The sequence below is a fragment of the Sphaerochaeta associata genome (assembly GCF_022869165.1).
GTDB lineage: Bacteria > Spirochaetota > Spirochaetia > Sphaerochaetales > Sphaerochaetaceae > Sphaerochaeta > Sphaerochaeta associata.
Genome location: NZ_CP094929.1, coordinates 3,461,594 through 3,476,330, shown reverse-complemented (window position 1 = coordinate 3,476,330; position 14,737 = coordinate 3,461,594). Strand labels below are relative to the sequence as shown.

The 14,737-nt window shown below is 53.0% G+C and carries 11 protein-coding genes; 6 read left to right on the top strand and 5 right to left on the bottom strand.

All coding sequences use genetic code 11. From position 1 onward, the window contains the following. Positions 1-3: 3 nt before the first annotated feature. Genes uxaC through MUG09_RS16100 form a run of 4 tightly spaced genes read right to left on the bottom strand, consistent with a single transcriptional unit; the run spans position 4 to position 5,461 of the window. A complete protein-coding gene (gene uxaC, locus MUG09_RS16115) occupies positions 4-1,407 on the bottom strand; it encodes a glucuronate isomerase (protein WP_244772459.1) in 1,404 nt (467 codons plus the stop codon). Positions 1,408-1,431: 24 nt separating this feature from the next. Next, positions 1,432-2,958: a UxaA family hydrolase gene (locus MUG09_RS16110; RefSeq protein ID WP_244772458.1), complete on the bottom strand. Its 1,527-nt coding sequence runs from the start codon at positions 2,956-2,958 to the stop codon at positions 1,432-1,434. Between the two features lie 9 nt (positions 2,959-2,967). Continuing rightward, the gene (locus MUG09_RS16105; RefSeq protein WP_244772457.1) at positions 2,968-4,461 is read right to left on the bottom strand and encodes a tagaturonate reductase; all 1,494 of its coding nucleotides are present in this window, start codon (positions 4,459-4,461) and stop codon (positions 2,968-2,970) included. Positions 4,462-4,489: 28 nt separating this feature from the next. Continuing rightward, the gene (locus MUG09_RS16100; protein ID WP_244772456.1) at positions 4,490-5,461 is read right to left on the bottom strand and encodes a bile acid:sodium symporter family protein; all 972 of its coding nucleotides are present in this window, start codon (positions 5,459-5,461) and stop codon (positions 4,490-4,492) included. A 191-nt stretch (positions 5,462-5,652) separates the two neighbouring features. Here MUG09_RS16100 and MUG09_RS16095 point away from each other — a divergent pair, with 191 nt between their 5' ends. The 3 genes from MUG09_RS16095 (at position 5,653) to MUG09_RS16085 (ending at position 9,788) form a co-directional block, all read left to right on the top strand. Then, complete coding sequence (locus MUG09_RS16095) at positions 5,653-8,844, top strand: helix-turn-helix domain-containing protein (RefSeq protein WP_244772455.1); 3,192 nt, start codon at positions 5,653-5,655, stop codon at positions 8,842-8,844. A gap of 81 nt (positions 8,845-8,925) precedes the next feature. Next, on the top strand, positions 8,926-9,240 hold the full coding sequence (locus MUG09_RS16090) for a PadR family transcriptional regulator (protein WP_244772454.1): 315 nt from the start codon (positions 8,926-8,928) through the stop codon (positions 9,238-9,240). Further along, positions 9,240-9,788: a DUF2812 domain-containing protein gene (locus tag MUG09_RS16085; protein WP_244772453.1), complete on the top strand. Its 549-nt coding sequence runs from the start codon at positions 9,240-9,242 to the stop codon at positions 9,786-9,788. The genes MUG09_RS16090 and MUG09_RS16085 overlap by 1 nt, the downstream gene beginning before the upstream one ends. A gap of 13 nt (positions 9,789-9,801) precedes the next feature. Here the strand turns inward: MUG09_RS16085 and MUG09_RS16080 are convergent, their stop codons facing one another. After that, on the bottom strand, positions 9,802-10,986 hold the full coding sequence (locus MUG09_RS16080; protein WP_244772452.1) for a hypothetical protein: 1,185 nt from the start codon (positions 10,984-10,986) through the stop codon (positions 9,802-9,804). 230 nt (positions 10,987-11,216) lie between these two features. Here MUG09_RS16080 and MUG09_RS16075 point away from each other — a divergent pair, with 230 nt between their 5' ends. Genes MUG09_RS16075 through MUG09_RS16065 form a run of 3 tightly spaced genes read left to right on the top strand, consistent with a single transcriptional unit; the run spans position 11,217 to position 14,703 of the window. Further along, entirely contained in the window at positions 11,217-12,140 is a 924-nt protein-coding gene (locus MUG09_RS16075; RefSeq protein ID WP_244772451.1) for an ABC transporter permease, read from the top strand. A 10-nt stretch (positions 12,141-12,150) separates the two neighbouring features. Next, positions 12,151-13,065: a carbohydrate ABC transporter permease gene (locus MUG09_RS16070; RefSeq protein WP_244772450.1), complete on the top strand. Its 915-nt coding sequence runs from the start codon at positions 12,151-12,153 to the stop codon at positions 13,063-13,065. A gap of 60 nt (positions 13,066-13,125) precedes the next feature. Beyond that, positions 13,126-14,703 (top strand): extracellular solute-binding protein, encoded by a 1,578-nt coding sequence (locus MUG09_RS16065; protein WP_244772449.1) that lies wholly within the window; start codon positions 13,126-13,128, stop codon positions 14,701-14,703. Positions 14,704-14,737 lie beyond the last annotated feature (34 nt).

Sequence of the window (14,737 nt, the reverse complement as noted above, 5' to 3'; positions counted from 1 at the left end):
GCTTTACCCCTCAAAATAGGCTTTGGCGTTGCCGAAGGAGATATCCTTTACAACCTTTCCAAGCATCTCGAGGTCATAGGGGACCTCGCCCTCCTCAGCCCATGTACCGAAAATATTACAGAGTATTCTTCTGAAGTACTCGTGGCGGGAGTAGGAGAGGAAGGACCGGCTGTCGGTGAGCATCCCGATGAAACGGGGTAGCAGTCCGATGTTGCCGAGAATCTTCATCTGCTCTTCCATGCCGTCCTTGTGGTCGGCGAACCACCAAGCGGAACCAAGCTGCATTTTACCCGGTATTCCATCCTGGTAACAACCCATCAAGGTTACCAACGAATAGTAATCCTTTGGATTGAGCGTATAGAGAATGGTCTTGGGAACCTCTCCGGTTGCCGACAGGTTGTTCAGGAAAGCTGAAAGGGAAGCGGCAAGCTCCTTGTCGTGGGAAGCATCGTAACCGGTATCGGGTCCAAGCTTCGCAAACATCATGCCATTATTGTCACGGATTGCGGCGAAGTGCAGCTGCATTGCGATGTCCCGCTTTGCATAGGCTATTGCAAGATGCGTGAGCACATAGGTCTTATAGGCCTCCACTTCCTCAAAAGAGAGTGTCGCCCCTGCCAGTTTTTTGGCAAAGATTGCGTTCACTTCGCTCTCACTCTTGAAGACGGCGGGGGCGGTTATGAGGGCATGGTCGGAGGCTTTGCAGCCCATGCTTACGAAGAAATCGAGACGATCGATCAGAGCCTCGACGACATCAGAGGCCCGCTCGATTCTCTTCCCGCTGGCCTTTGCCAAGCTGTCGATATAGGAAAGGAAGGTGTCCTTCTCAATATTCAAAGCCTTGTCGGGGCGGTAGGAGGGGATTACCTTTGCCGGGAAATCGGCCTGCTTGGCGATCTGTCCATGATAGGCCAGGTCGTCGGCAGGGTCGTCGGTTGTTCCCACCGCGTAGACCTTGAACTGCTTCATGATGCCCTTGACCGAAAGATTCTCGTTCTCCTTGAACTGTCGGTTGGCCTCATCATAGATTGCCTTTGCATTCTTGGTGTTCAGCACCTCATGGATGCCGAAGTAGCGCTGCAGCTCCAGATGAGTCCAGTGGTAGAGGGGATTGCCCAAGGCATGTTCCATGGTGGAAGCCCAAGCCATGAACTTGTCGAACGGGTCGGCATCCTTGCCGGTCACCAAGGCTTCGGGAGTCCCGTTGGCACGCATGGCTCTCCACTTATAGTGATCTCCTCCAAGCCAGGCATCGGTGATGGTGGTAAATCGCTTGTTGTTTGCGATCTCACTCGGATTGAGGTGACAATGGTAGTCAAAGATCATCTCATCCTTTGCATACTCATGGTAGAGAGTCTGGGCGGTTTTAGTCTGTAGTAAAAAGTGCTCGTCCATAAACTTTTTCATGATGATTCTCCTTATTGTGTGTCCTTAGAGGATGACCCCATCCTTGAACAGCGAAATTTCTGCGTACCCGTTTTCCTCATTCTTTGCCATAGCATCTCCACTTGCAACCCTCTGGATGAGAGAGAGGAAGTCGGAGAGGACTGTCTCATCGTCTTCCTGTAAAAGACGTCCGGCATCGAAATCGATCCAATTGGCCTTTTTTTCAGCAAGAGCACTGTTTGAAGAGATCTTGATGGTCGGTACCGGTGCCCCAAGCGGGGTTCCACGGCCGGTGGTGAAGAGAATGATATGGGCTCCGCAGGCGGTAAGAGCCGTAGTGGAGACAATGTCGTTGCCCGGACCGTTGAGCAGGTTGAGCCCCCGCTTCTTTATTCGGTCTCCATAACCAAGAACATCGGTGATCATCGCCTGACCGCCTTTCTGGATGCACCCGAGGCTCTTGTCCTCAAGGGTGGAGATACCGCCGGCCTTGTTGCCCGGGGAGGGATTCTCATACACCACCTGGTTGTGTTTGACAAAGTACTGCTTGAAGTCGTTGATCAGGTTGACGGTCTGTTCGTATACCTGCTCATCAACAGCGCGGTTCATCAACAGCTGTTCGGCTCCGAACATCTCGGGGACCTCGGTCAATATTCCGGTTCCACCCATGGCGGTGAGGGCATCGCAGAAACGGCCGACCAAGGGATTGGCGGTGATGCCGCTCAGCCCGTCGCTGCCGCCGCATTTGAAGCCGACGATGAGATTGTCCATACCGACATCCTCACGCGTGTCGCCCTTCATCGTCTCATACAATTCGGTCAACAGTCGCTTGCTCTCGGCCAGTTCGTCACTGACATCCTGGGTGGTGAGAAACTTCACCCGATTTGCATCGACTTCGCCCACCAGGGCGCGGAAGGACTCGGGAGTATTGTTTTCACAGCCGAGGGAGAGCACCAGAACACCACCGGCGTTGGGGTGGTGGACAAGGTCGGAAAGAATGGTGCGTGTAGCTTCATGGTCGTCGCCGAGCTGGGAGCATCCATACGGGTGCGACCACACATGTATCCCATCATAAAAAGGGGCTTTCTGCAGATTGTCCTGGGCCCATGACACCAGGTTCTCGGCGATTTTATTGACACATCCGACGGTGGGGACGATCCAAAGCTCGTTGCGAATGCCGATTGCCCCGTTGCTTCTGCGGTACGCCTTGATGGTAGGAACCCGACCTTCCCATTCCTTGCTTCGCTGCTCGGCCTTGAGGGCGAACTGCTCGGATTGCATCTTGTCATAGACATACTCGGCACTCTCGCTGAGGGTAGTCTTGATGTTGGCGGCATGCACATGCTCACCACATGCGATATCGGTAACGGCATAACCGATCGGGGCTCCGTACTTGATCACCTTCTCCCCCTTCGCGATGGCTTTGAGGGCGAACTTGTGACCGGCGGGAATATCTGTTGCCACAGCTATCTGAAGGCCTGCAACATCCACCACCTCCCCTTGGGAAAGGGGACGGATGGCAACTGCAACCGAATCCTCGGGATGGACCTTCAAAACGGTATAGGTCTGCATATATGCTCCTTATTTTTTCGTTAGAGAGGCAAGGGCCTCTTTCATGCCGACAGTCCAGATGGCCTCAAGGTTTGCGGCCACCGCCTGCTCGAGTCCATCGACCTTGGTCAGGTCCTGGGCCCACCAGGAGGTGTTGGACAGCACTGCTTTTGCAAGGCGTTGCGCTTTTACCTTCGGACTGCCTCCCTCGGCATAGAGAGAAGCGAAGACCTCAAGAATCTCAGGGCTGTCCTGGATCAGATACGTCTCGTCTCCCCTGCGTCCCTTGAGAGCCGAACCTTCATATTCGGTTCCTTCGTAGAAGCTGATCAGGGCGGAGAGGGAGAACACCAGAAGCTTGGGCAGCTTGCTGTTTTTTGCAACATACCCCAAGAGGGAAGGAAGGTTCCTGGTTTTGAACTTGGAAACCGAGTTCAGGGAGATGGAGAGCAACTGGTGGGGGTTGTACGGATTCTCAAAGCGCTCCAAAACATCGGCTGCATACGCCTCAAGCTCCTCTTTCGAGCCTTCCATCGAAGGGATGATCTCCTCGAAGATGCCCTTGTACATGAACGGGAAGAGAAGATTCTTGTCGGCTATGCAGTCCTGGACGGTCTCATGGCCCGTCTGATAGGCTGCAAGTACGCTCATGGTATGGGCTCCGTTGAGGATGCGGACCTTGCGTGTGCGGTAGAAGCTCATATCGTCGGTCCATACCACGTTCAGGCCTGCCTTATTGAACGGCAGCTCATCCTCGTGGAAGTTCTTGTGGCATTCGATGACCCACAGGTGGAAAATCTCGGCAGAGTCGAGCAGGTTGTCCTGATAGCCGAGCTTGGTGCAGATTGCCTCTGCTTCGGCTCTCGGATAGCCGGGAACGATGCGGTCGACCAGGGAGTTGCAGAAATCACAAGCTTCGTCGAGCCAGGTCATGAAGCCTGCCTCCAGGTTCCACTCCTGTGCATACTGTTTGACGATGCGCTTCAGATTGTCTCCGTTCTTGTCGATGAGCTCGCAGGGAATGACGATCAGGCCCTTGTCCGAAGCCCCGTTGAAAGCTTGGTAGCGTTTGTAGAGGAAGGCGCAGACCTTGGCTGGGAAGGAGACCTGGATTTGGTCGGTCAGCTTGTCACCGCCGTGGTAGCTGATACCGGCCTCGGTGGTGTTGGAGACGATGAAGCGCAGGTCCTCACTGGATGCGAGCTTTATATACTCCTGGTAATCGTCGGCCTTGTACGGATTGAGGCAGCGGCTGACGCTGTTGATCGTTCGGTACTCCTCGACGGTTTTCTTGTTCTGCACACCCCTGAGGACGGTGGTGTACAAGCCCTTCTGGGCGTTGATCATATCGCTCAGGCCCCGGTCCAAGGGCTGGACGAGGACTACATTGCCGTTGAAATCGGTCTTCTCGTTGAGAATGTCGATCATCCAATCGACGAACGCTCGGAGGAAGTTCCCCTCTCCGAACTGAAGAACCTTCTCTTTTCTCTGTACAGTCTGGTGAACACTGGTGATTGATTGCATGGTCTATACTCCTTGTTGCTTTGTTGTATCAGGTGGGTTTTTTTCTTCCATACAGGACATATGCCATGACAGCACAGGTGCTCTGTTGGAATACAATGCCAAAAATTACAGGAAGTGCGGTTTCAGGCGGAAAGTAGGCGATTGCAAGAACCAAGGCGGCACTGATGTTGCGCATCGAAGAGGCGAAGGTAATGCTTTTGCTCTCCTGTACTGCAAGGCCTGCGATTCTCCCGAGGGTATGGGAAATGGGATAGGCGATGACAGCCAGGAATGCGCATGTCAGGGCGATGGGTACATAGGCCCATGAAGCATTGGCTAGCAGCCGCTCGGAAACTTGGGCTGTGTTGATGACAATAATGAGGAAAAGGCCGACTTTTGAAAACGGCTTGAGGCAAGGGGTTATATGGTCATTCACCTTGCCTTTGGTTGCGTTGTTGATCAGAATGCCTGCTATTGAAGGAATTACTACCATCAGAACAAGGGATGCCATCATTCCTGCTGTGTCGATCCGTACTGATGTGTTGGCAAGCAGGCTCACCGTGTAGGGGGTGAGAATGGGAGCGAGCAGGGTGGAGACAAGAATCAGTGTTAATGAGAGGGCCCCGTTTCCTTTATAAATTCCACTCCATATGTAACCGGTTATTGCAGTAGGTATGGCCATCAGTAGAATCAGGCCTGTTGCAATCTCCTGCTGGTTTCTGAAAACCATTGCGGCGATGGCATAGGTAAGCAGGGGCATGACTACGTTTGCTCCGAGGATGAATACAAAAATGGCTTTTGGCTTTTTGACCACTTTGAAAAAAGCATTGGAATTGATACCCAATCCACCGATGAACGTAATGATTGCAAAAAGGATGGTAACCGATGGTTTCATCCAAGCAACTCGTGTACCAAGTAGAAGACCCAACACAACTCCACTGGGGGTAAGCAGCGGCATTATCCGGTCCAATTGAGAGTTGAGGCGCCGCAGCGCTGCTTCGATGGGTAAAAATTGAAACATCGTTCCAAATAATACCCTTCTCTCTGTTGGACTGTCAAGGCGAATTCTGTTGTGGCTTCATTTCTCAGGCAGGGAGAACACCATTGATGGACAAGAGGACTTTTCTGTACTACCGTTGGGATTATCACTGGAATATATTCGAAGAGAAACAGCGATGTCCAAGTGTATGACTGACCAAAAGGAGCTGCGTGGTGAGTGAATCCCGGCCAAGAAAAATTGCACTGTTGCTCGCCTCAATCCATACCGGGGCCTCAAACGAGCTTTGGTCGGAGGTAGCAAAGCTTGCCAGCCATTCGCATACCTCTTTATTCGTTTTTCCCGGAGGAAGGCTTGAGTGCAAGGAAAACCAGGAGTATCTGCGCAATGCAATCTACCCCTTGGTGAACTCCGATAATGTCGAGGGAGTCCTTACCTGGGCTTCCGCACTTGCCGGGTCGGTTCGGGTCGAGGATGTCCAGGCTTTCCTGGCAACCCTTGGCTCTCTTCCCAGCGTCTCCATCGGGCTCAAGCGTGAGGGTTGTCCAGCTGTCTCCTTTGATGCCTATTCCGGGGTGCAGAGTGTACTTCTGCACTGCATAACCAAGCATAAGAGCCGGAGAATCGCCTTTATCAGGGGACCTGAGAACCACTATTCGGCACAGGACCGCTATCGCGCCTATTGCGATACCCTCGACCAGACGGGTTTGGTCTTCGACCCGCGCCTGGCTTCCGACCCGCATGCATGGACCGAGGGGGCGGCCGCCCTGTTGCAACTGGTCGAACAGCGGCGACTCGTGCCGGGCAAGGATTTCGACACCCTCGCTTGTTCGAGCGACATGATGATGTTCGCCGCCGGAAAACAGCTGGAAGCCTTGGGATATTCCATACCAGGAGATATTCGCTTGGTAGGGTATAACGACAGCAGCGAAAGCCACTTGCTTCGCGTACCCTGCACGACGGCACGCATGCCGGTCACCGAACTGGCGCACATGTCCTTTGACTTGCTGTCCAACCTGCTTGAGGATGGTTCAGGGCCCAGCTTCGATATTCTGCTGCCTTCCCACCCGATTATCCGCCAATCATGCGGATGTACCTATTCGCTGGGAAGTGTTGAACAAGCCAGACAGACTGTGGGAACACACTCCTTGTTTTTCGCATGGTTGGTGCAGAGCTTCAGGGTCCCTGAAGCTGAAAGCAGCCGGTTGCAGAGACTTCTGGACGAAGCCGACTCTGATGATGAGCAAGCCTATCTGGATCTTGCGCAGGACCTTGTTCATCACTTTCTCGACCGGGGAGGGGACCCGAACCTTCTCTCCGAGGCTCTCCACTGGTATTGCACCTTCTTCGCCTCACCCTCATTCAAGGAGCAACGAGCCTGTGCCCTGCGTGATCTCTTTTTACGCCAACGCGATTTGGTCGCACACCAGCATGCCTACGCGTTGTCCATGCAGGCCAAGCATCTGGATGCACTGAAATGTGATCTTTTGGGTGTGCGAAGCCTCTCTTCGATCCCTGTTCTTTTGGCAGCGCACTTGAGAACCCTTGGTCTGGGTGCGGGGTATCTGGTGCTCTATGAGGACGATGAGAAAAGCACCTATATCGGCGGCTATGAGAATGAGATGCTTTTGGACGGGAAGCAGACGTTCTCCAAGCATCTCTTGCTTCCTCCGGCTATTCAGGAGAATCTTGCAGAAGGTGTGTATGTTGTAGAACCCCTGTTCATGGACAACCAACCCCTTGGGTATCTGGTCGTCAGGACCGCGTTGTTCAGCGGAAGTGTCATGGAAGAGCTGAGAACCTCACTGAGTTCGGCGATCAAAGGTACCTTCCTGCTCGATGCCGCCAACAAGGCGAGGGAGGAGGCCGAGCGGGCCCAACGAGCCCGTACCGAGTTCTTCGCCAATATCAGTGAAGGCTTGCGTAATCCTTTGGAGTCGATTCTCTTCTTGGTGCAGGACAGGGATGAAGCATTGAAGGGCCAAGTGGAAGACCAGCTTCGTACGGCTTCCCATCTTTTAGACCTCACGCTCTCCTATACCGGGGCGTTTGAGTTGGAGCGTATCGTCTTCAGCCCCTCTGCATTGCTCTCTTCCCTGCAAGCCTCCCATCCCTTTACCTATGAGGGGGAGGCCGACCTTCCAGTGCTGCAAGGTGACAGGGATAAGCTCTTCCAAGCGTTTGAAATTGTATTGCAGTACATCCAAAAGCAAGGTGGACTGGTCACCATCAAGACCGAACTGCAAACCATGGGGCTGCAGTTCTCCTTCATCAGCTCCCTTGACACCTGGAAGGCTTCGCTGGGAAACCAGGACCCCTCCATTTCTCTTGCCCAACGAATCATTCTGATGAGCGGGGGTCTGGTAATGTTGAAGGATAATCAGATTATTTTCCGTCTGAATTGGCCGAGTCTGGAAGGGGAAAGCCTTGCTCGGTCGTCCTCCACCCTTACCTACATCGGCTCTGAGGATGAAAGCGAGGTACCCCCTCTCTTCTCAGCGTTCGACCGAGTACGGCTGCTGCCTTCCTCATCGTTGAACAAGCAGAATCTTGCTCAGTTGGAAGGGGACATCCTCGCTTGGGACGGCCGCAGAAGTTCAGCGGAATTGCAGCTCGCACTTTACCTTCTGGTACACAACCGCGAGCTCAGCAAGGCTCCCATGGTGTGTTACCACGCCCCTCCAGGATATGAGAGTCTTGCATCCTCCCTGATCGCAAACAAGCTCGGCAACCAAGAGGACGGGGTGTTGGTTGTCATGGGATCGCTGGGTTACTCGCTTGCCGGTGAGTTGGGCATGATGGACAATGTTGTACTGTGTGAAAAGCAGGAGATCGAGCACGTGTATGCGGGCAAGAAGGTACGCCTTTTGTTCAGCGATTTGTTCGATCCTGCACTGTATGAACAGTTGCGTAAGCTCTCCCCCGCTCCTATTGTCATTGTCCGCGAGCATTGGACGAGAGAGGAGGCTGAGCAGCTGAGCCTCATTCCCCGCCTGATCATAGCCCATCGCTGTGTGGTTGAGAGCAGTGAATTTCTGGCCCGCATTGTCACCCTGCTTACCCATCAGGAGGTTCTTCCTCCGCTGACCGGAGCCTTGGTCAAGCGTGCCATCGTCTACCTCGGCGAGCATGCAACAAATCCGATCTCGCGCTGGCAGTTGGCCGAGGCGGTCAATGTCAGTGAGGACTACCTAACCCGAATCTTCCGCAAGGAAATCGGGCTCTCCCCGTGGGACTACCTCAACCGCCATCGAATCCACCTGGCAACAAATCTGCTCAAACAGAGCACCCTTACCATCAATGAAGTGGCCAGTCAGACCGGCTTCCAGGACCAGGCATATTTTTGCAGGGTGTTCAGGAAGGTCAAGGGGATGGCTCCTACCAAGGTTCGCATGGCGACGCCATGAATGAAACCACTTGACGAAAGACGAATGTTTGGATTAGTATATCGCAGTGCGATGCATAGCGATTCGATGTAAGGTGGTTGTATGGATGCTCATATCCGAAAAGTCTATGTCCCGATGACCGAGACGGGCTTCTATATTCTTTTGTGTCTGCAGCAGGAGATGCACGGCTACAGTATTGTCCAAAAGGTGAAGGAGCTGACCGACGGTGAGATTCTCATCAGCCCGGGGACTCTGTACGGCAGCCTTTCCAAAATGGAGAAGGACGGTCTGATCCGGTTCATCCGTGAAGAGGAAAAGCGGAAAATCTATGAGATCACCAGCCTTGGCATTGAAGTGCTTCAGAAGGAAAAAGAGCGTATCGCTCGCCTGTACCGGACCATGAAGGAGGATCTTTGATGAAAAACCAGAAGCGGGAGCTAAAATTCTTTACCATTGCCGAGTATGAACAGGAACAAGAGTACCTGCGTAGACGGCACAACGAGGGGTGGAGACTGCTTAAGGTGACCCTTCCCGGCATCTATCTTTTCGAGGCCTGTGAAGCTGAGGATGTAATCTACCAACTCGACTACCATAAGGAAGGGTTGGGTTCTCAAGACACCTATGTGAAGATGTTCAAGGACTGCGGGTGGGAGTATATGTTCGACTTTTTCGGCTACAGCTATTTCAGAAAGAGGGAGGAGCGCATGCAGGGCGATGAGGAAATTTTTTGTGATGAAGCCTCCCGCCTCGATTTCATCGGCCGCGTCTTCAAGGGCCGCATGATTCCCTTGCTGGTCATCTTCTTTTTAGTCATCATTCCCCAGACCATCCTGCAGCTAAGTTTTTTGGATTCCGACCCCCATCGCGGAATGCTGGGTTTATATCTGGTTTTATTTGCAGTGTATGCCTACATCTTCATCAGGTTCGGCCTGCAGTACCGCAAGCTGAAACGGCAGGCCGATTGAACCAGTATTTCCCTTATCGAAGCCTGATTGTTCCTCCTGCAGTGAATGCGAGCAGGGATTGGGTGGTGAAGCTGTCGTTGACGGCAAGTTCCAATCCGGCGTAGGCGATGAACAGGGGATGGATCATGTAGTTGAACCTACCGCCAAGGTTGAGCTGGAACTTTCTTGTTGCTTGTGTAGTATCGAAATCGATTGACAGCGAACCATCGACATACCAAGGAACGTTTGGTGGAAGATATCGTACCTGTCCCAGTACGTTTGTTGTGAAAATGAAACTGGTGCTTCCATCAGAGAGCATACCTGGTGAGAGCAGAACTCTGGCATAGTAGTACAGCTGTTCATCCATGGCGAAGGCGGCATACCTCCCCATCAGGTCGAGATTCAGGATGAAGTGGGTCTTGGGATCAAGCCTGTACCACCTGTAATCGATTGTCGGTCGCAGCCTCGCCTCCAACTCCCATCCATATTGCATTCCTGCATACCGCCCCACATCGAACTGATAGGCTTGGGCTTGGTCGATGTAGAGGAAGTCGAGCATTTTCTGTGATGCACCGAAGGCATCGGCTAAATGCTGGTAGTAGGCGACATAGTTTTCCGTAGTATAATCGGTGAACCTGTTCAGATACTCGTTTCTTCGATAGCGTACCATTGCCGCTTGTTTCAAGCGCTCAGCCGTAGGTTCAATATCGAGATGGCGCATCATAAGCTGCAGTTCCTTTAGCCGGCTGATATCGTATATTCTTCCAATACCGACCGAAGCATAGGGAGAAAAATTCAATTCGATACTGGTATCAAACTCCAATGGGTCCACACCGAATCCATAGAAGCCCTGCATTCCACCCAGTTGCAGGGTATAGCTCTTGTACGAGATGTCAGCATCGACATTGAGTCCGATGCCCGAAGTCCCCAAAAACAGGCTGTTGAGGTTGGCGTCGACGGAAAGTGCCGTGGTGACCGTCTGAGCAAACAAATCGTAGTTGGCTCCGGCTCCTACGTCGAAGTTGAAGGCCGCCGTGGGTGCAAGGTCAATCTGCAAACGGGCTGCAGTACCGCTTCCAAATGATCCGGTAACGAACAACATGTCATAGTAGGTGGGCACGACCAGGGTGTACAGATTCTCTTGCGTTTCATTTTGATCGGCAAGAACCGACGGTAGAAGCAGGGTGAGGATCAAGGCGGCAACAACGAGTTTTCTCATGGGATGTCTCCTTCAAACGGTTGTTCTGGTACACACGAAACCCATACCCTAGTATAATGCATGTTTTTTAATCCCTGTAGTACCGAGAGGCTGGTATTGCTGTAAATGACGGCACTTTCTGCCTGTCATCGTAAGGGGAAACAGGCAAAAAGGTCGGAAAAGTACAAGAGCCGCTCTGCATAATCCCCGTTCCTCTGCCCTATGCTTAGGCTGTAAGGATGCACAAGCGTATGGCAGAAAGAAGCAAATTCAATCAGTTGATGCGGGATGTCAAGCGGCATAGGTCGGTCTATGTCCTTTTGGCAATCCCCTTCGTGTACTACATTATTTTCAAGTACGTGCCTATCTTCAACGGTCAGATAGCGTTCAAGGATTACATGGCCCTCGACGGGGTGTTGGGCAGTCGCTGGTTAGGGTTGGAACACTTCAAGACCTTCGTCAACTCCTATTACTTTGTCGAACTGCTGCGCAATACGCTGATGTACAGCTTCGGCAAGCTGGTCTTCAGCCTGCCGCTTGCCATCATCCTGGCAATCTCCTTGTATGAGAGCAACCGCCCGAGATTGAGCAAGGTGGTGCAGACACTGGCCTACCTTCCACACTTTCTCTCCTGGGTCATCATGTACGGCATTCTTCTTGCCCTGCTGGCTCCCGGTGATGGAATCTTAAACGACATCGTCAAGCTGTTCGGCGGAAAGCCCATCGATTTCTTGACCAATACCAATGCTTTTCCCTGGATTGTCATTCTCAGTGATGCATGGAAGGAGATGGGCTGGAGCGCCATCATCTTCATCGCCGCTCTGATGGGCATCGATCCTTCCTTGTTCGAGGCTGCCTTGGTTGAGGGTGCAAACTCCTGGCAACGGGTTCGTTACATCACCCTTCCTTCCATCCGACCGGTCATCGTCATTGTCGTCCTGCTCAGACTGGGAACCATTCTGGACGCAGGCTTCAACCAGATTTTCATGCTCTATTCGACACCGGTTCTTTCGGTTGCCGACATCATCGATACCTGGGTGTACCGCCAAGGCCTGCTGGAATTCCAGTTTGGACTCGCAACGGCCGTCGGTTTGTTCAAGGGGGTCATCGGTATGTTCCTGATCCTCGGCTCCAACCGTCTGGTCAAACGCTTCGGCGGAAACTCTCTTTACTAGGAGGCTGATGATGGCAAAAAAGAAACAATCCAACCGATTCACCTCGGTGGCGGTGAAACCCACCGCGGCCGACCATAGTTTCAACCTCGTCGTTGATGTCTTCCTCGTTGTCCTGTTGATCATCATCGCCGTTCCCCTTTGGAGTACGATCACGCTCTCCTTCAGACCCAATGACTACATAGGCAACAACCTTGAAGGCATGTTCCTTGCTCCCTGGAACTGGTCGACATCCGCATATGAAGCGCTGCTCGGCAATGCAGGGTTCATCCTCGCCTTCGGCAACAGTATCAAGATTCTCATCGGGGGTGTCGCCACAGCCCTGCTGTTGACCATCCCCCTTGCCTATGTCCTTTCAATTCACAGCCTGCCTGGAAGGCGGTACCTGAACCTGCTGATCATTATTCCGTATGTCTTCAATGTCGGCATGATTCCTTCCTACCTGTTAGTCACCAACCTAGGCTTGATCGACAAGCTGGCTGCAGTCTTTCTGCCGGGGGCGATCAGCACCTACAACTGCCTGATCATGCGCTCTTTCTTCGAGGGTATTCCCAACGAACTGAAGGAGTCGTCACGTATCGATGGTGCTACAGAGATTCAGGTTCTGCTTTTGATCATCCTGCCTTTGAGCAAGGCCATCATCATGACCATCGGCCTGTTCTACGGGGTATCGTTCTGGAACGACTTCTTCCATGCAATGCTCTACCTCAACAGCAACAAACTGCAGCCGCTTCCGATTCTGCTGCGCAACATCCTGATGGCAAGTGGTATGAACGAGTATGTTGAGGTGAACGCGTTCGGCGATGCTCCGATTGCAGCCATCAAGGCCGCTTCGGTCTTTATGAGCGCCATTCCGATGGTTATCGCCTATCCGTTCATCCAAAAGTATTTCACCAAGGGAACCTTGCTGGGAAGCGTAAAGGGCTGAGCCTGCTTCCCGGTTTGATTCGAGTATATGTGGTTTGGTATTCCATAAGGAGGATTTGTTATGAAGAAACAGTGTATCGTATGCATCGCTCTTATCGCGTTGCTGTCTCTCGTCTCTCTCCCGCTTTTCAGTCAGGGTGCCGCCGAGGCTGCAAAGCCCGCAGGCCCGGTGACCGTCGAGCTGTGGTATGGCGCCGCCATCACCGAAGCCGGCCCGCCTCCGGCTGATTGGGTTGGCTTTCAGATTATCAAGGATAAGCTGAATATCGATCTCAAGCTGACTGCGCTTCCTTCAAACGAAAGCGATCAGGACGTCAAGGTGCAGGCTGCTGCCGCTGCCAACAACCTTCCCGACCTGTTCATGGTCCGCCGCGATGTGCTGACACGCTTGGTTCCCCAGGGCTTGATTGCATCGGTCGACGACATGTATGCAAAGATGCCGATCCGCACCAAGACCCACTACGATGAAGTAAGCCGAAGCCATGCCCGTTTCAACGGAAAGACCTACGGTTTGGCCGATCCGGGTTCCATCATCAAGAACGAAGGCCTGTTGGTCCGCAAGGATTGGCTTGACAAGCTCGGCCTGGCCGTTCCCACCACCACCGATGAACTGCTGGAAGTCATGCGCGCCTTCACCTTCAAGGATCCGGATGGAAACGGGAAGAACGACACCTACGGCTATGGTGCCTTCCAGGAGATCAACAACTATGAAGCTTGGCCCGGGCGCCGCCTTGAACCGATCTTTGGTGCTTTCGGTGTCGATGGTACGTGGAACATGACCACAGCCGGAGCCGGCCTGAACCTCCTCAAGCCCGAATTCTATGATGCCATGGCCTATCTGAAGCAGATGGTCGACGAAGGCATCATCGATCCCAACTGGCTTGCCTATAAGAAGGACGACTTCCGTGCTGCTTGGAAACAGGGTCGCTTCGGAATCATGCGCGAACAGAACGCTGCATTTGCCGCACAATCGAACTATGCTCCGTTTGACAAGAACTTCCCCAACGGCCAATGGATAGTCATTGATGCTCCAAAGGGACCGAAGGGCAAGGCCTCGATTGGCCCGTATACCGCCAACTTCCGCATCTATGCCGTCAGTGCAAAGGCCGAGAAGGAAGGCAAGAAGGACAAGATTGCAGAGCTCTTGGAGTGGATGGCTTCCGATGAAGGCTACTATCTGCTCGGCTGGGGTGTCGAAGGGGTGAACTACACCAAGGATGCCAACGGCATCCCTGTGGCAGCCAACCTTCCTGATGCAAACCTTGCTTTCAGCGCCCCCGGCGGCCAGACGGTCACTCAGTTGCGTAACATGGTGTTCTACAACGGCGACATCGAGCTCTATGCCCGCTATCCGAAGTACGTCACCGAGACCAGCAAGAAGCAGATGTCCGCCCTCGATGTCATGCGGGAAATGCAGACCAAGGAATGGACTGCAGCCATTGGCTCGGATACGCTTCCGATTCCCAACGCCGATCTCAAGCGTTTCTACGAGCAGGGTCTGAGCGAGTTCATCACCGGCAAGCGCGTGCTCAACAAGGACAACTGGAACAAGTGGCTCGACGAGTTCAAGAAGCTCGGCGGACAGGATTGGAATGACAAGGGTGTTGCCTTTGCCAAGGAAAACAACCTGCTCAACTAAGAGCGGTATGCACATTGGTTCCGGCCGCCTCCTT